15 protein-coding genes and 1 pseudogene are annotated in these 14,957 nt (G+C 70.6%); 10 read left to right on the top strand and 6 right to left on the bottom strand.

Annotated elements, in window-relative coordinates:
- The first annotated feature begins 60 nt into the window (after positions 1-60).
- The 4 genes from ACIP9H_RS29145 (at position 61) to ACIP9H_RS29130 (ending at position 1,775) form a co-directional block, all read left to right on the top strand.
- Positions 61-249: a hypothetical protein gene (locus ACIP9H_RS29145; RefSeq protein ID WP_401595774.1), complete on the top strand. Its 189-nt coding sequence runs from the start codon at positions 61-63 to the stop codon at positions 247-249.
- A gap of 58 nt (positions 250-307) precedes the next feature.
- Positions 308-739: a BlaI/MecI/CopY family transcriptional regulator gene (locus ACIP9H_RS29140; protein ID WP_401595771.1), complete on the top strand. Its 432-nt coding sequence runs from the start codon at positions 308-310 to the stop codon at positions 737-739.
- Positions 740-748: 9 nt separating this feature from the next.
- Positions 749-1,267: an amino-acid N-acetyltransferase gene (locus ACIP9H_RS29135; RefSeq protein WP_401595768.1), complete on the top strand. Its 519-nt coding sequence runs from the start codon at positions 749-751 to the stop codon at positions 1,265-1,267.
- 166 nt (positions 1,268-1,433) lie between these two features.
- Entirely contained in the window at positions 1,434-1,775 is a 342-nt protein-coding gene (locus ACIP9H_RS29130) for an Lsr2 family protein (RefSeq protein WP_360910298.1), read from the top strand.
- On the opposite strand, the gene ACIP9H_RS29125 is transcribed toward ACIP9H_RS29130, so the two are convergent.
- The gene (locus ACIP9H_RS29125; protein ID WP_401961609.1) at positions 1,706-2,272 is read right to left on the bottom strand and encodes an SCO3374 family protein; all 567 of its coding nucleotides are present in this window, start codon (positions 2,270-2,272) and stop codon (positions 1,706-1,708) included. The two genes, ACIP9H_RS29130 and ACIP9H_RS29125, sit on opposite strands and share 70 nt — an antisense overlap.
- Before the next feature lie 433 nt (positions 2,273-2,705).
- Here ACIP9H_RS29125 and ACIP9H_RS29120 point away from each other — a divergent pair, with 433 nt between their 5' ends.
- From ACIP9H_RS29120 to ACIP9H_RS29110, 3 genes are all read left to right on the top strand, one after another.
- Entirely contained in the window at positions 2,706-5,234 is a 2,529-nt protein-coding gene (locus tag ACIP9H_RS29120) for an ATP-dependent Clp protease ATP-binding subunit (protein WP_401595762.1), read from the top strand.
- Positions 5,235-5,565: 331 nt separating this feature from the next.
- On the top strand, positions 5,566-7,221 hold the full coding sequence (locus ACIP9H_RS29115) for a ricin-type beta-trefoil lectin domain protein (RefSeq protein WP_401595759.1): 1,656 nt from the start codon (positions 5,566-5,568) through the stop codon (positions 7,219-7,221).
- A 304-nt stretch (positions 7,222-7,525) separates the two neighbouring features.
- The gene (locus tag ACIP9H_RS29110) at positions 7,526-8,200 is read left to right on the top strand and encodes a M23 family metallopeptidase (RefSeq protein WP_401595756.1); all 675 of its coding nucleotides are present in this window, start codon (positions 7,526-7,528) and stop codon (positions 8,198-8,200) included.
- Positions 8,201-8,262: 62 nt separating this feature from the next.
- Here ACIP9H_RS29110 and ACIP9H_RS29105 read toward each other — a convergent pair.
- Positions 8,263-8,835: pseudogene (locus tag ACIP9H_RS29105) on the bottom strand (TetR/AcrR family transcriptional regulator); the annotation flags it as partial.
- 124 nt (positions 8,836-8,959) lie between these two features.
- Here ACIP9H_RS29105 and ACIP9H_RS29100 point away from each other — a divergent pair.
- The 3 genes from ACIP9H_RS29100 to ACIP9H_RS29090 all read left to right on the top strand — a co-directional run bounded on the left by ACIP9H_RS29100 (position 8,960) and on the right by ACIP9H_RS29090 (position 11,555).
- Positions 8,960-10,522 (top strand): MDR family MFS transporter, encoded by a 1,563-nt coding sequence (locus ACIP9H_RS29100; protein ID WP_401595753.1) that lies wholly within the window; start codon positions 8,960-8,962, stop codon positions 10,520-10,522.
- Positions 10,523-10,612: 90 nt separating this feature from the next.
- Positions 10,613-11,029, top strand: coding sequence for a helix-turn-helix transcriptional regulator (locus ACIP9H_RS29095; protein ID WP_401595750.1), 417 nt, complete (start codon positions 10,613-10,615; stop codon positions 11,027-11,029).
- 55 nt (positions 11,030-11,084) lie between these two features.
- A complete protein-coding gene (locus ACIP9H_RS29090; RefSeq protein WP_401595747.1) occupies positions 11,085-11,555 on the top strand; it encodes a VOC family protein in 471 nt (156 codons plus the stop codon).
- 13 nt (positions 11,556-11,568) lie between these two features.
- On the opposite strand, the gene ACIP9H_RS29085 is transcribed toward ACIP9H_RS29090, so the two are convergent.
- From ACIP9H_RS29085 to ACIP9H_RS29070, 4 genes are read right to left on the bottom strand one after another with little or no spacing between them, the layout of a single operon-like run.
- Positions 11,569-12,822 (bottom strand): sensor histidine kinase, encoded by a 1,254-nt coding sequence (locus ACIP9H_RS29085; RefSeq protein WP_401595744.1) that lies wholly within the window; start codon positions 12,820-12,822, stop codon positions 11,569-11,571.
- Between the two features lie 5 nt (positions 12,823-12,827).
- Positions 12,828-13,511 (bottom strand): two-component system response regulator CseB, encoded by a 684-nt coding sequence (cseB, locus tag ACIP9H_RS29080; protein WP_401595741.1) that lies wholly within the window; start codon positions 13,509-13,511, stop codon positions 12,828-12,830.
- Positions 13,504-14,256 carry a hypothetical protein gene (locus tag ACIP9H_RS29075; protein ID WP_401595739.1) on the bottom strand — a complete coding sequence of 251 codons (753 nt, stop codon included), beginning with the start codon at positions 14,254-14,256 and terminating at the stop codon, positions 13,504-13,506. Before ACIP9H_RS29075 ends, cseB begins: the two co-directional genes overlap by 8 nt.
- Positions 14,241-14,810: a SigE family RNA polymerase sigma factor gene (locus tag ACIP9H_RS29070; protein ID WP_401595736.1), complete on the bottom strand. Its 570-nt coding sequence runs from the start codon at positions 14,808-14,810 to the stop codon at positions 14,241-14,243. Before ACIP9H_RS29070 ends, ACIP9H_RS29075 begins: the two co-directional genes overlap by 16 nt.
- Positions 14,811-14,957 lie beyond the last annotated feature (147 nt).

The following is a 14,957-nucleotide window of genomic DNA, read 5'->3' as shown; positions in this document are numbered from 1 at the left end:
CCGGGCCGCCCGGGCCGACCGGGCGCCGGGGCCGCGCGGGGGCGTGGCTACTCTGGTCGCATGGACTACGTCTCCGCGCTCGTGCCCCCCGCCGTGATGGCCATCGCGTTCACCTTCCTCATCAGGACGCTGATCAAGAGCCAGGGCGGGGCCAACAAGGCCAAGGAGGACGCGGTGGTCGACGCCGCGCTCTCCGCGAACGCCGCCGCTCCGGCCCCCCGGCCGGGCGGCGCCGAACCCCGGGTCTGATCCCCGGGGTTCTCCGGCGTTCCGGGGCATTCCGCCCGATTGCCACTAGTATTCGGGTGTGCCCCGTCCTCTGGGAGACCTCGAAGACGCCGTCATGACACGGGTGTGGCGCTGGAACCGCCCGGTGACGGTACGCGAAGTGCTCGAAGATCTGCGTCAGGAGCGCTCCATCGCGTACACGACGGTCATGACCGTAATGGACAACCTCCATCAGAAGGGCTGGCTGCGCCGGGAAGCCGAAGGGCGCGCCTATCGCTATGAGGCGGTTTCCACGCGTGCCGCTTACTCCGCCGCGCTGATGCACGAGGCGTGGGCCGCGAGTGACAACCCGGCGGCCGCTCTTGTCGCCTTCTTCGGGATGATGTCGGCGGAACAGCGAGAAGCGCTCCGCGACGCAATGCGCGTCGTCCAATCCGCTGAACCCGCTCAACCCGCTCAACCCGCAGAACACGCCGACCCCGGCGGGACACCGGGATCGGGCGGACGATAGCGTCCGCACATGCCCGTCGCTTCAAATGACGTCACCATCCGCCGGGCGCGCACAGGTGATGTGCCGGCCGTCCGGCGACTGCTCGATGCCTATGTCCGGGACCGCATCCTCCTGGACAAGCCGACCGTCACGCTTTACGAGGACATCCAGGAGTTCTGGGTCGCCGAACGCGACCAGGACGCCGAGGTCGTGGCCTGCGGGGCGCTCCACGTCATGTGGGAGGACCTCGCCGAGGTGCGCACTCTGGCGGTCGACCCGGTCCACCACGGCAACGGCATCGGGCATCTCGTACTGGAGAAGCTGCTGCAGACCGCGCGTTGGCTGGGAGTGCGGAGAATTTTCTGCCTCACCTTCGAAGTGGACTTCTTCGTGAAGCACGGCTTCGTGCAGATCGGTCAGACGCCGGTCGACGGCGATGTCTTCGGGGAGCTGCTGCGGTCAAAGGACGAGGGCGTGGCCGAGTTCCTCGACCTCGAACGAGTGAAACCGAACACCTTGGGCAACAGCCGGATGCTGTTGCATCTCTGACGCCGCTCCGCGGCCGCCTCCGGGACAACAGTATGTCCGATACGTTCCCCGGCGGAAGACCGTGTGCGGGGTGATGGGCCGGAGCAGTTCGGGCAAGGGGTTTGAGTTTTCCGGGAAAAGGCGGTTTGCTTTTACCGGTTATCCGTATTCGATGAAAGGGAAGCCGGTGGCACAGAAGGTTCAGGTCCTTCTTGTTGACGACCTCGACGGCGGCGAGGCGGATGAGACCGTGACGTTCGCACTCGATGGAGTGACTTACGAGATCGATCTCACCACCGACAACGCCGACAAGCTCCGCGGCCTGCTGGGCCCCTACGTGGACGGCGGCCGGCGCACCGGTGGCCGTGCGGGCCGCGGCCGCACCGTGAAGGCCGCCTCCCGCGGCGGCTCGGCGAGCCAGGACACCGCGAAGATCCGTGCCTGGGCCAAGGAAGCGGGCTACGAGGTCAACGACCGCGGCCGCGTCCCGGCGCAGATCCGCGAGGCGTACGAGAAGGAGCACGGCTGACCGGTCCGGCCGGTGCGCAGCCGGACCCGGTGGCAGGCGTTCGCCAGCGCGGACACCAGGGCCACCAGGCCGACGGGTCCCCCGTCGGCCGGGCAGCCCGCGACCGTCATGGCGGGCAAGTGCGGCGCGCCCGTGTGGCTGTGCCCGCCCCTGGCGGGCGGACGCAGCCACACGGGCGCGCCGTCGTTCCGCGGGGCGGCGGCCGCTCCGGGCCGCGCGGGCGCCTCGCCCGCCTCGTCCTCCTGGAGCGGCACCAGGTCCAGCGGGACGCCGGTCCACTCCAGCCAGTCCAGCAGCCCGGGCAGTTCCGCGGCGCCGCCCGCGGCCACGTAGAACCGCATGCGCGGCCCCTCCAGGGCCACGGGCCCGGTCCGCGGGGCCGGGAAGCGGTCCAGCACCTCGTACCCGGCCGCCGCGGGCACGTCGAGGGCGTCCATGCCCGTGGTGACCGCTGTGCCCGGCGTGTCCGCCGTGTCCGTGCCTCGCAAGCCCTGCATGACGTGCGCAACGCCGCGGACCCGGCCACGGTTACGAGGGCCGTCACCAGGAGTACCCGGGTGCCGGTATCCGTCACTGTCCGTGAATTCCCCGGACGCAAGCCTGTTCGCCTGTAGCAGACAGCGGGCGCGCTTCTCGCATGGACTGTCGGTGGGAGCGGGTAAGAAAATACCTAGTGGGAAGGGACGACGGTCGTGTCGGACAGGCGGGGCGTTCGCCCTCGGCGTACTGGACAAAGGGCTATCCGCCTGGCCTGCGGGAACATCGTCTCGCACCATCAAGTTGTGGCTGTTGTCGACGGCGCGGGGGGTAAACGACCTCGCGAGGTGTCGACGGTTGAAGTGAGCTGCCCCGCTGTGCGGGACTAGCATGCGGAAGGACAGGGAGGGGACACGCCCCTAACTGCCCGACCGCTCTGAGGAGCGATTAACGATGTTCGAGAGGTTCACCGACCGCGCGCGGCGGGTTGTCGTCCTGGCTCAGGAAGAAGCCCGGATGCTCAACCACAACTACATCGGCACCGAGCACATCCTCCTGGGCCTTATCCACGAGGGTGAGGGTGTCGCCGCTAAGGCCCTGGAGAGCCTCGGGATTTCGCTCGAGGCGGTCCGCCAGCAGGTCGAGGAGATCATCGGTCAGGGCCAGCAGGCCCCTTCCGGTCACATCCCCTTCACCCCCCGGGCCAAGAAGGTCCTGGAGCTGTCGCTCCGTGAGGCCCTCCAGCTCGGCCACAACTACATCGGCACGGAGCACATCCTGCTCGGCCTGATCCGCGAGGGTGAGGGTGTCGCCGCCCAGGTCCTCGTGAAGCTGGGCGCCGATCTGAACCGGGTGCGGCAGCAGGTCATCCAGCTGCTCTCCGGCTACCAGGGCAAGGAGGCCGCCACCGCCGGCGGTCCCGCCGAGGGCACCCCCTCGACCTCGCTCGTCCTGGACCAGTTCGGCCGCAACCTCACCCAGGCCGCTCGTGAGACCAAGCTCGACCCGGTGATCGGGCGCGAGAAGGAGATCGAGCGCGTGATGCAGGTGCTGTCGCGCCGTACCAAGAACAACCCCGTCCTCATCGGCGAGCCCGGCGTCGGCAAGACCGCCGTCGTCGAGGGCCTGGCCCAGGCCATCGTCAAGGGCGAGGTCCCCGAGACGCTGAAGGACAAGCAGCTCTACACGCTGGACCTCGGCGCCCTGGTCGCCGGCTCCCGCTACCGCGGTGACTTCGAGGAGCGCCTGAAGAAGGTGCTCAAGGAGATCCGCACCCGCGGCGACATCATCCTGTTCATCGACGAGCTCCACACCCTGGTGGGTGCGGGTGCCGCCGAGGGCGCGATCGACGCCGCCTCGATCCTCAAGCCGATGCTCGCCCGCGGTGAGCTGCAGACCATCGGCGCCACCACGCTCGACGAGTACCGCAAGCACCTGGAGAAGGACGCGGCCCTGGAGCGCCGCTTCCAGCCCATCCAGGTCGCGGAGCCGTCGCTGCCGCACACCATCGAGATCCTCAAGGGCCTGCGGGACCGCTACGAGGCCCACCACCGCGTGTCCATCACGGACGCCGCCCTGGTGGCCGCGGCGACCCTCGCCGACCGCTACATCTCGGACCGCTTCCTGCCGGACAAGGCGATCGACCTGATCGACGAGGCCGGCTCCCGGATGCGCATCCGCCGGATGACCGCTCCGCCGGACCTGCGCGAGTTCGACGAGAAGATCGCCGACGTGCGCCGGGAGAAGGAGTCCGCGATCGACTCGCAGGACTTTGAGAAGGCCGCCTCGCTGCGCGACAAGGAGAAGCAGCTCCTTGCCGGCAAGACCAAGCGCGAGAAGGAGTGGAAGGCCGGCGACATGGACGTCGTCGCCGAGGTCGACGAGGAGCTGATCGCCGAGGTCCTGGCCACCGCCACGGGCATCCCGGTCTTCAAGCTCACCGAGGAGGAGTCCTCGCGTCTGCTGCGCATGGAGGACGAGCTGCACAAGCGCGTCATCGGCCAGAAGGACGCGATCAAGGCCCTGTCGCAGGCGATCCGCCGTACGCGGGCCGGCCTGAAGGACCCCAAGCGCCCCGGTGGCTCGTTCATCTTCGCCGGCCCGTCCGGTGTCGGTAAGACCGAGCTCTCCAAGACGCTCGCCGAGTTCCTCTTCGGCGACGAGGACGCGCTGATCCAGCTCGACATGTCCGAGTTCAGCGAGAAGCACACCGTCTCGCGGCTGTTCGGCTCCCCGCCCGGATACGTCGGCTACGAGGAGGGCGGCCAGCTCACCGAGAAGGTGCGCCGCAAGCCGTTCTCCGTCGTCCTCTTCGACGAGGTCGAGAAGGCCCACCCGGACATCTTCAACAGCCTGCTGCAGATCCTGGAGGACGGTCGGCTGACCGACTCCCAGGGCCGGGTCGTGGACTTCAAGAACACGGTCATCATCATGACCACCAACCTCGGCACCCGGGACATCTCCAAGGGCTTCAACCTCGGCTTCGCGGCCGCGGGTGACGTCAAGACCGGGTACGAGCGGATGAAGGCCAAGGTCGGCGAGGAGCTCAAGCAGCACTTCCGCCCCGAGTTCCTGAACCGTGTCGACGACATCGTGGTCTTCCACCAGCTCAGCGAGGAAGACATCATCCAGATCGTCGACCTCATGATCGCCCGGGTGGACGAGCGCCTCAAGGACAAGGACATGGGCATCGAGCTCAGCCCCGAGGCCAAGTCCCTGCTCGCCAAGCGCGGCTACGACCCCGTGCTGGGTGCCCGTCCGCTGCGCCGGACGATCCAGCGCGAGATCGAGGACGTGCTCTCCGAGAAGATCCTCTTCGGTGAGCTGCGCACCGGTCACATCGTGGTCGTGGGCACCGAGGGCGAGGGCGAGAACATCAAGTTCACCTTCCGCGGTGAGGAGAAGGTGGCCGTCGCCGACGCCCCGCCGGTCGAGGCGGCCGGCAGCGGCGGCTCGGGCCCGAACCTGAGCAAGGACGCGTAAGCGCGCCGTAGAACACCGGGGCCGGCCCCGTCCGTACACAAGTACGGGCGGGGCCGGCTCATTTGTGTTCCCGATGAACCCACCCTTGTTGTGCTCGTCTGATTTATGGAAAGGTGAGCCCTGCTCGCGCGCGGGAATCCTTCTGTCTTCCTTCTCCGTGGGCCGGTGTCGCGCCGTCATTCCCGCAGGCATTCCCGATGAGCCGATCCAGGCGAAGGGAGAGAGCACACCTCCCGGTGCCCCGGTCCCGCGTCCCCCCACGTAGCTGCGTGCCCGCCGGTGGAATGGTTCGTACTTTTCCCCGTGCGGCGAACGCGGAAGGAAACGCTCGTTGAAGGATTCGTTCTCCTCGAATTCCCCGCACCCCGGCCATTTGTTCGACGTTCCGGACGAGGCCCTGTCGGTGGAGCTCAGAAACTTCTCGGGAAAACCAGCCGTCCACCAGCCCTTCGAGGAGTTGCTGGCCCGCCATTGGCGGCCGGTCTTCGAGTACGCGGAGTTGTGCGCCGTCTCCGGGCACACGGCGGGCATCCTCGCGTCGGCCGCCTTCACCCGGGTCTTCGTCGACACGCTGCGGCTGACCGGGCCGTCGGCCGCATGGCGCCCGGAGCTCCTGGTCACCGTCCACCGCATCGCGGAGGAATGGGCCACCGACCGCCGGCGCGCCTCGCTCCACCGCGGGCTGCGGCTGCGCGGCGACCAGACCGATCCGCGCCTGGCCGTCCCGGACAACCGCCGGCTGGTCCACCGGGCGTTCCAGCGGCTCCCCGAACCGGCCCGCTGCCTGCTCTGGCACGTCGAGGTCGACGCGGAGACCCTCGCCGTGCCGGCCGCCCTGCTCGGCGTCGGCCAGGAGAAGGCCGCCGGGCAACTGGAGCTCGCGCGCACCCGCTTCCGTGAGGCCTGTGTCCAGGCCCACCGCGACCTGGCCCCGTACGAGAGCTGCCTGCAGTTCAGCCGGCTGCTCGACATCTCCGTCCACCGGGGCGGCGCCGGGCTCGTGCCCGATCTGCAGCGCCACATCGCCAAGTGCGACCACTGCCGCTACGCCGCCGAGCAACTCGACCACTCCGGCGAGCGTTTGGGCACGCTGATCGCCGAGGCGGTGCTGGTCTGGGAGGCACGGACCTATCTCGACTCCCGCCCCGCGCGCCGTGCGGCGCGTGACAACGATGCCGCGGCCGCGGCGGGCGGCCGCCCCGGCGGCCCGTCGGGGCCCCGGCACGGAGGCCGGCGCCGGAAGGCCGGCGGGCTGCTGCGCCGGCGGCCGGGAGCGGCCGGCGCGGCGGCCCTGGGGGTCGGCGGGGTCGTCCTGCTCGTGTCGGCAGTCGCCGGTATCGCCGGGCTCCTCTCGGACGGCGGCACCGACGACCGGGCCTCGGCGGGCGTCTTCCCGGGCGCGTCCTTCCCCGCCTCCGCCTCCCTCTCGGTCCCCGCCTCGCCCTCGGAGCCGGCCAGGGCGCCGGGCTCCGGCGCCGTCACCGCCGACCCGGTGCCGGGCGGGGGGCTGCGGGGGCGGCTGCGCAACCAGGGCAGCGACCTGTGCGTCGACCTGACCGGGCGCGGGACGGTCCTGGGCACGACGGCGCGCACCGCGGTGTGCGACTCCGCGGCCACCCAGTTCTGGACGTACGAACGGGACGGGCTGCTGCGCAGCGTCGCCGAGCCCTCGTACTGCCTCAACTCGCACCGGGGCGCGGCGCTCGAACTGGGGCTGTGCACCGCCTCGTTCGTCACCGGCGCCGAGGACGTGCGCTACGACCTGACGCTCACCGGCGACCTCGTGCCGCGCTGGAACCAGCAGCTGGCCGTGGCGCCCGACGGTGCGGAACAGGGGGCTGGGGTCGTCCTCGCGCCGCGCGACAGCCGCCCCGCGCAGCGCTGGTCCCTGGACGCCTCGGTGGTCCCGTCGCGCTTCCGGTCGGTCGCGGACGGCCGCACGGCCATTGTCCTTGCCGGGCTGAATTCCGCCGAAGAAAGGCTGTGACGGCTTTTCCCGATGCGTGGCGCGGGCCACAGGACTTTGGTCCCCAGGGGCGGCCTTTCGTCCCCCGGGGGCCATTTCCTTTGGTCCCGCGGGCGGTGACCTGACCCACGTGACCTGGGACACGTACGAAGGTCATTAGAGGAGTGCGGCCCGGTGGGGCAGGGGTCGGGGCCGCATCCGGGGAAATGCCTACTATGCGGAATAGTGGATGCGGGGGTTTGTCCCCGCCAGGAATACCGGGTTACCTGTGACTCGCGGCCGACAACCGCGAGGACTTTTCCGGCTATTTCCGCGAGGTAATTGCATGCTCAAGCCCAACTTCTCCAACTCCGTCATCCGCGGCCGCGGCGCCGTCGTGACCGCCGGCGTCGTGGCGTCGCTGGCGCTCGGCGCAGCGGGCACGGCCATGGCAGCCGGGACCCAGGACGCGGGGCTGCTGGGGACGGGCGCGGCCGGCAAGCTGGCGGAGGCCACCCGGGCCCAGGCCGACGGCCAGCAGCGCGCCGCCGTGGCGAACAAGGCCGAACACCAGCGCACCGTGCTGCACGCCGCGCACCAGGAGCAGCGGCTCTCCGCGGCCTGGATGACCCCGGTCAAGCACTACCAGCTCTCGGCCGGCTACATGAAGGACGGCGCCCACTGGGCGCACAAGCACTCCGGCCAGGACTTCGCCGTCGCCATCGGCACCGACGTGCACGCCGTGCACAGCGGCACCGTCGTGACGGCGGGCTGGGGCGGCGCGTACGGCAACAACATCGTCATCCGCCACGCCGACAACACGTACTCGCAGTACGGCCACCTGTCGAAGATCCAGGTGCGCGTCGGCGAGCACGTGAACACCGGCGAGCAGATCGCCCTGTCCGGCAACACCGGCAACAGCACCGGCCCGCACCTGCACTTCGAGATCCGTACGACCCCGTACTACGGCTCGTCGGTGAGCCCGCTGCCGTTCCTTCGGGCCGAGGGCGTCTCGGTCTGACCCTCCCGTGATCCCTCTTCCGGATCACCTGCTTCATCCGCTTCACCCGCTCCGCCCTGCCCCCGGTCACCCCGGTAGGTCTCGGCGATGAGCCCCTGGGCGACCTCGAGGACGGCTGCGCGCTTCTCCTCGGGGTCGCCCTCGATGTTCTGCATCGTGAACATGCCCGCGTGCATGGCGAAGACGGCGGTGATCGAGCGGACCTGGTCGGTCAGCGGCGCCTCGGGGTCGCGCAGCAGCGCGTGCACGGCGAACAGCTTGGACTTGAAGGCCTCGCCGATGCTGAGGTCGCGGACCGTGGCCTGGTTCTCCTGGATGAAGCGGAAGAGCGGCCCCGAGACCCACAGCGCCTCGCTGTAGCGCCGCAGCACCTCCTGCTTGGTCTCCAGGGTGCGGGGCTGGCCGGCCGCCCACTCGATCAGCTCGTCGACCGGGGAGGTCAGGTCCTCCACGATGCTGATGAGGATGTCTTCCTTGGTCTTGAAGTGGTAGTACAGCGCCGCCTTGGTGACGTCGAGGTGCTCGGCGATCTCGCGCAGCGACGTCTTCTCGTACCCCTGCTGGGCGAACAGCTCGAGCGCGACGTCCTGGATGCGACGGCGCGTATCACCTCTGCGCGTGTGCGGCGTGGCCATGGGCGAACTTTAACTTACTTGACGCCCGGCTAGTAAGCGGCTTACATTCAGGATGCCCGGGGCAACTAGCCGGGCGGCAGGTAAGCAACTCACGGCAAATGCGTGACAAGTAGGGGAGCTTGTAATGGCGGACACCGCCGAGGCACCGCAGCGCAGCGTGCGTGTGGTGTTGTTCGGGCTGATGATCGCGATGCTGCTCGCGATGCTCGACAACATGATCGTCGGCACGGCGATGCCCACCATCGTCGGCGAACTGGGCGGCCTGGAGCACCTGTCGTGGGTGGTCACCGCTTACACCCTTGCGACGGCCGCGTCGACGCCCATCTGGGGCAAGCTCGGCGACATGTACGGCCGCAAGGGCATCTTCATGGCGTCGATCGTGCTCTTCCTGATCGGCTCGGCGCTCTCCGGCATGGCGCAGGACATGGGCCAGCTGATCGCCTTCCGCGCCATCCAGGGCCTGGGCGCCGGCGGCCTGATCGTCGGCGTCATGGCGATCATCGGTGACCTGATCCCGCCCCGCGAGCGCGGCAAGTACCAGGGCATGATGGCCGGCGTCATGGCGGTCGCCATGATCGGCGGCCCGCTGGTCGGCGGCAGCATCACCGACAACTGGGGCTGGCGCTGGAGCTTCTACATCAACCTGCCGCTCGGTGTGGTCGCGCTCTTCGTGATCTCCGCGGTGCTGCACCTGCCGAAGAAGCGGGTCCAGGCCCGCATCGACTACCTCGGCGCGATCCTGCTCACCATCAGCATCACCTCGCTCGTCCTGCTGACCACCTGGGGCGGCAAGGAGTACCCCTGGGCGTCCGTCCAGATCTTCGGACTGCTCGCGCTCGGCCTGGTCGCGCTCGCCGCCTTCCTGTTCGCCGAGACCCGCGCGGCGGAGCCCGTGATGCCGCTGCACATCTTCCACAGCCGCAACTTCTCGCTGATCTCGGTGATCGGCTTCCTGGTCGGCTTCGTGATGTTCGGCGCGCTCACCTTCCTGCCGCTGTACCAGCAGACCGTCCAGGGCGCCTCGGCGACCAACTCCGGCCTGCTGCTCCTGCCGATGCTGCTGTCGATGATGGTGGTCTCGCTCATCGCGGGCCGGGTCACCACGCAGACCGGCAAGTACAAGATCTTCCCGATCATCGGCGGCGCCCTGATCACCGCCGGGCTCCTGCTCCTGTCGACCATGGACACCGGTACCTCCCGCTTCGTCTCCGGCGTGTGGATGGCCGTGCTCGGCGCCGGCATGGGCTTCCTGATGCAGATCACCATGCTGATCGCGCAGAACAGCGTCGAGATGAAGGACATCGGCGTCGGCTCCTCGTCCTCCACCCTGTTCCGCACCATCGGCGGTTCCTTCGGTGTCGCGCTTTTCGGCTCGATTTTCGTGGACAAGCTGCAGGACACCATGACCGCCCGGTTGGGCAACGCCGGGGCGGCGGTCGGCGGCGGGTCCGGCCAGATGGACCCGAAGAGCCTGGCCAAGCTGCCCGAGGCGGTACGGGACGCGTACCTCCACGCGGTCGCCAGCGGTACGCACTCCGTCTTCCTGTGGGGCGCGGCGCTCAGCGTCGTCGGCTTCGTCCTCGCGTTCTTCGTCAAGGAGATCCCGCTGCGCGGCGGCCCGGCCGCGAAGGCCCCCGAGGACAAGGACGGCGAGCAGGAGGTCATGGCAGCGGTCGAGGCCTTCTGAGCCCCGCCCCCGCCCGCCGCTTCGTCCGGCACCCGCAGTGACCCGTGCTCGCACGGGGGTCGTGTCCGACCCCCGTGCGAGCATCGTCGTATGGCGGTGAATCTCCGGCTCCTGCGGCAGCTGCGGCTGGCCAAGGACGCGATGGACCGCGACTGGGCCCAGCCGCTGGACCTGGACGCGGTGGCCGCGCACGCCGGCTACTCCCGCTACCACTTCGTGCGCTCCTTCAAAGCGGTGTACGGGGAGACCCCCGGGCAGTACCTGAGCCGGCGCCGCATCGAGCGCGCGCAGGAGATGCTGCGCACGGCGGACCTGGCCGTCACCGAGATCTGCACACTCGTGGGCTTCTCCGGCCTCGGCACCTTCTCCAGCCGCTTCAAGCAGCACACCGGGCTCACCCCGACCGAGTACCGCCGCCGGCACCTCGGCCGCGGCGCGGCCCTGATACCCGGGTGCTACGCCCTGTTCTGGGCCGGCGGATTCCGCAATTCCGGAGAAGCGCCGTGAGGCGGCCCCCGCCTAGCGTGGAGGGGCAAGCACGCGACCCCCTCAGGAGCAGGTCATGACCACTGGGATCACCGGTATCTCCATCGTCACCGTCTGGGTGCAGGACCAGGAACGCGCCAAGGAGTTCTACTGCGACAAGCTCGGTTTCGAGGTCCGCACGGACATGAGCATGGGGGCGATGCGCTGGCTGACCGTGGGCCCCAAGGAGCAGCCCGACGTCGAGATCACCCTCATGGTGCCCGGCCCGCCCGCGCTCGACCCCGAGTCCGCCGAGCAGCTCAGCTCGCTGGTGGCCAAGGGCGTCCTCGGCGCGGGCGTGCTCCGTACCGACGACATCCACGCCACCTACCGCGACCTCAAGGGCAAGGGCGTCACCTTCCTCCAGGAGCCCCAGGAGCGCCCCTACGGCACCGAGGCGATCATGCGCGACGACTCCGGCAACTGGTTCAGCCTCACCCAGCGGCGCGACGGGCTGGACCTCAGCAAGGAGTGGGGCGAGGGCACGCAGGAGCGGATCGAGGGCTGAGCCCGGCCGCGGCCTAGTCCCGGGGGAGCAGCAGCCGGGCGACGGCGCCGCCGTCGGGGGCGTTGCGGAAGGTGAGGCGGGCGCCGAGGACGCGGGTCTGCCCGGCGGCGATCGTCAGCCCGAGGCCGTGGCCGCCGCCGCGGTCGCTGCTGCCGGTGCGGAAGCGGCTGGGGCCGTCGCGGAGCAGGGCCTCGGGGAAACCCGGGCCGTGGTCGCGGACCTCCAGGTAGGGGCCGTCCACCGTGACCTCGACGGGCGGCCTGCCGTGCCGCACGGCGTTGCCGAGCAGATTGGCCAGCACGCGCTCCAGGCGCCGGGGATCGGTGCGCACGACCGCGTCGTCGCGCACGTCCACGGTGGCCGAGGGGGCGACGGCGGCGACCCGGCGGCGCACGAAGCCACCGAGGGCGACGTCCTGGAGATCGGCCTGCTCGGCCGCGCCGTCGAGCCGGGCGACCTCCAGCACGTCCTCGACGAGGGTGCGCAGCGCCTGCGCCCGGTCCCGGACCAGTTCCGCGGGGCGCCCCGGGGGCAGCAGTTCGGCGGCGGTGACCAGACCCGTCACGGGGGTGCGCAGTTCGTGGGCGATGTCGGCGGTGACCCGGCGCTCGGCCTCCAGGCGCCCGGCCAGGGCGTCCGCCATGGCGTCCACCGCGCGGGCGAGTTCGTCCGTCTCGTCGCGGACCCGGCCGCCGATGGCCTCCCGGACCCGTACCCGGGTCTCCCCGTCCGCCACCCGGCCGGCGGCCACGGCGGCCTTCCGCAGCCGGCGCGAGAGCTGGCCGCCGATGAGGACGCCGAGCGCGGTGCCGCCGACGACGACCGCGGTGGAGCCGATGACCAGCGCCTGGTCCAGATCCTCCAGGACCGAGAAGCGGTCGGTGAAGGTGGTCTTCAGCGAAAGGATCTTGCCGTCCGCGAGCGGGGTCTCCGCCCACACCACCGGCGCCCCGCCGGTGTCGGCGACAAAGGTGGCCCGCTTGCCCTCGCGCGCCAGCCGGGTCAGCGGGGCGGGCAGCGCCGGGTCGTTCAGCTGGGCGTCGATGGTGAGCCGGCCGGTGGACTCGTAGATCCGCTGCGCGAACTGCACCCGCTCGTTCTGCACGTCGCGGGAGTTGTCGATCATGCTGGCGCGGGCCGCGTTGTGCACCACCAGGCTCAGGACGAGCGCGACCAGCGCGGAGACCACGGCGATGGCCGCGCACACCTTCCAGCGCAGACCGATCTTCGGCAGTGGGCGGAGCCTGCCGGCCCGGCGTGCGGTCACCGGGCTCAGCCCCGCAGCTTGTAGCCGAAGCCGCGCACGGTCTCGATCCGGTCCTGACCGACCTTGGCCCGCAGCCGCTGCACATGGACGTCCACCACGCGCGTGTCGCCGCCCCACGCGTAGTCCCAGACCCGCTCCAGCAGCCTGTCCCGGGAGAGCACCGTGCCGGGCGCCGCCGAGAACTCCAGCAGCAGCCGCATCTCCGTCGGGGTCAGCGCCAGCCGCTCGCCGCCGCGCCGCACCTCCATGCCCTCCGGGTCCACCTCCAGGTCGCCGAAGGCCAAGACCCCGGTCCCGGCCGGCTCCTCGCCGGCGGCGGCAAGCCGGAAGCGGCGCAGCACGGCCCGCATCCGGGCGGTGAGCACGGCCCCGTCGAAGGGCTTGGTCACGTAGTCGTCGGCACCCGCCTCCAGGCCGAGCACCACGTCGATCGCGTCGGCCCGCGCCGACAGCATGATCACCGGCACGGTGGACTCGTCCCGGATGCGCCGGCACAGGCTCACCCCGTCCAGCCCCGGCACCATCACGTCCAGCAGCGCCAGATCGGGCCTGCGGGCACGGAACGCGTCCAGCCCGGACAGCCCGTCGGGCACCGCGGTCACCTCGAAGCCGTCCCGCTCCAGCGCCAGGGTCGTGGCCTCGCGGATGACGTCGTCGTCCTCGACGAACAGGACGTGCGTGTCAGCCATGGGAGGTGTCCTCGGTGCCGCTCTCGTAGTCACGGTGGCTGAAGGAGGTCTCGGAGAAGCGCCTCCCGTTCCACCGGTAGGTGGTGATGTCCTCGCCGGAGGGGTTCGACACCGCGTCCTGCGGTTCGTAGACCTGGTGGGTGACCTTGAGGGCGCCGTCGCTGATCTCGGCGTAGACGGGGGGCTGCTCGTCGGCGAAGACGTTGACGTACCGGCCGTGCTCGCGGCGGTAGACGTACGCGCCGATGCCCACCCCGTCGCCGCACGTCGAGACCGTGACGACGAGGTCGTCCGCGCCCCTGCCCGTCAGGTCGCCGTAGCGGTCGTCGACGGGGTACAGCGGCCCGGGGGCCGGGGAGGGCGCCACCGTGGGGGCGCTCCCGGCGGCGCCGTCGCGGGTGGCGTCGAGGGCGGTCGAGCCGGGGACCGAGGAGGCGGCCACGCACGCCACCAGCCGCGCGCGGATGTCCTCGGCGACCTTGGGGTCGGACTGCACCAGGCGCACCGCGTTCGCGACAGGCGTGCGCGCGGGGCCCGGGGAGACGCCGTCGGAGGACCGGCGCGCCGGCGCGACCGGTGTGACACCCGTGGACAGGGGGCCCGGCCCCGGGAGCGCGGAGGCGAGCGCCGTGCCCTCCTCGCGGACCCCGCCGGCGTCACGGCAGCCGGTCACCGCGACCAGCGCCGACCCGCACACCGCGACCGCGGCGACGGCGGCGCCGACCGGGACTATGCTGCGGCGCACACACCCTCCGTCCTGACGACTCCGGGCCCTTCGGACCTTCCGTACCCATTGCTCTGCCGTTCGAGGTCGGCGCGCAGTCGCGCCAGCGCCCGGTGCAGTGTGCTTTTCACGGTACCCACCGACATGCCCAGAACGTGAGCGGTCTCCTCCGTGCTCAGCTGCCGGTAGTGGCGCAGCAGCACCACCTGGCGCTGCTTGGGCGCCAGGTGCTGCAGCGCCTCCAGCAGCATGGCGCGGTCCGCGCGCTGCTCGGCGCCGTCGTCGACGGCGCTCTCGGGCAGTTCGGGGGTCGGCACCTCCTCCAGGCGCCGGGCCCGCCACCACTCGGTACGGGTGTTGATCATCACCCGGCGCATGTAGGCGTCGGCGAGGTTCTTGTCGGCGATGTCGTCCCACCGGGGGAAGGTGCGGGCGAGCGCGGTCTGGACGAGGTCCTGCGCCTCGATCGGGTCGGGGACGAGACGGCGGGCGCTGCGCAGCAGGGCGTCCTGACGGCTCCGTACGTACTCCTCGAAGTCCATCACCTGGGCTGACCCCTCGGCGTTCGCCCCCATGGCGTTCCTCCGCTCCGCGCGTTCCATCACGACGCGGCCGACGCTACGGAGGGCATGTACGGCTTTCGCCACCGCAGCCGCACAGCGGCCGCACAGGAACCCATCGGTTGTGTAACGGGCGGGCTTTCCGGCCCGGGGTGGGAACGG

The sequence above is a fragment of the Streptomyces sp. NPDC088732 genome, from assembly GCF_044751205.1.
In the GTDB taxonomy this organism is placed as follows: domain Bacteria; phylum Actinomycetota; class Actinomycetes; order Streptomycetales; family Streptomycetaceae; genus Actinacidiphila.
This window is presented reverse-complemented; position numbering and strand designations above follow the sequence as displayed.

Excerpts from the sequence above, each read along its gene's own strand:
- ACIP9H_RS29145 (WP_401595774.1), top strand. The coding sequence starts at position 61 with ATGGACTACGTCTCCGCGCTCGTGCCCCCCGCCGTGATGGCCATCGCG.
- ACIP9H_RS29135 (WP_401595768.1), top strand. The coding sequence starts at position 749 with ATGCCCGTCGCTTCAAATGACGTCACCATCCGCCGGGCGCGCACAGGT.
- ACIP9H_RS29125 (WP_401961609.1), bottom strand. The coding sequence starts at position 2,272 with ATGCAGGGCTTGCGAGGCACGGACACGGCGGACACGCCGGGCACAGCG.
- ACIP9H_RS29120 (WP_401595762.1), top strand. The coding sequence starts at position 2,706 with ATGTTCGAGAGGTTCACCGACCGCGCGCGGCGGGTTGTCGTCCTGGCT.
- ACIP9H_RS29110 (WP_401595756.1), top strand. The coding sequence starts at position 7,526 with ATGCTCAAGCCCAACTTCTCCAACTCCGTCATCCGCGGCCGCGGCGCC.
- ACIP9H_RS29100 (WP_401595753.1), top strand. The coding sequence starts at position 8,960 with ATGGCGGACACCGCCGAGGCACCGCAGCGCAGCGTGCGTGTGGTGTTG.
- ACIP9H_RS29095 (WP_401595750.1), top strand. The coding sequence starts at position 10,613 with ATGGCGGTGAATCTCCGGCTCCTGCGGCAGCTGCGGCTGGCCAAGGAC.
- ACIP9H_RS29090 (WP_401595747.1), top strand. The coding sequence starts at position 11,085 with ATGACCACTGGGATCACCGGTATCTCCATCGTCACCGTCTGGGTGCAG.
- cseB (WP_401595741.1), bottom strand. The coding sequence starts at position 13,511 with ATGGCTGACACGCACGTCCTGTTCGTCGAGGACGACGACGTCATCCGC.
- ACIP9H_RS29070 (WP_401595736.1), bottom strand. The coding sequence starts at position 14,810 with ATGGGGGCGAACGCCGAGGGGTCAGCCCAGGTGATGGACTTCGAGGAG.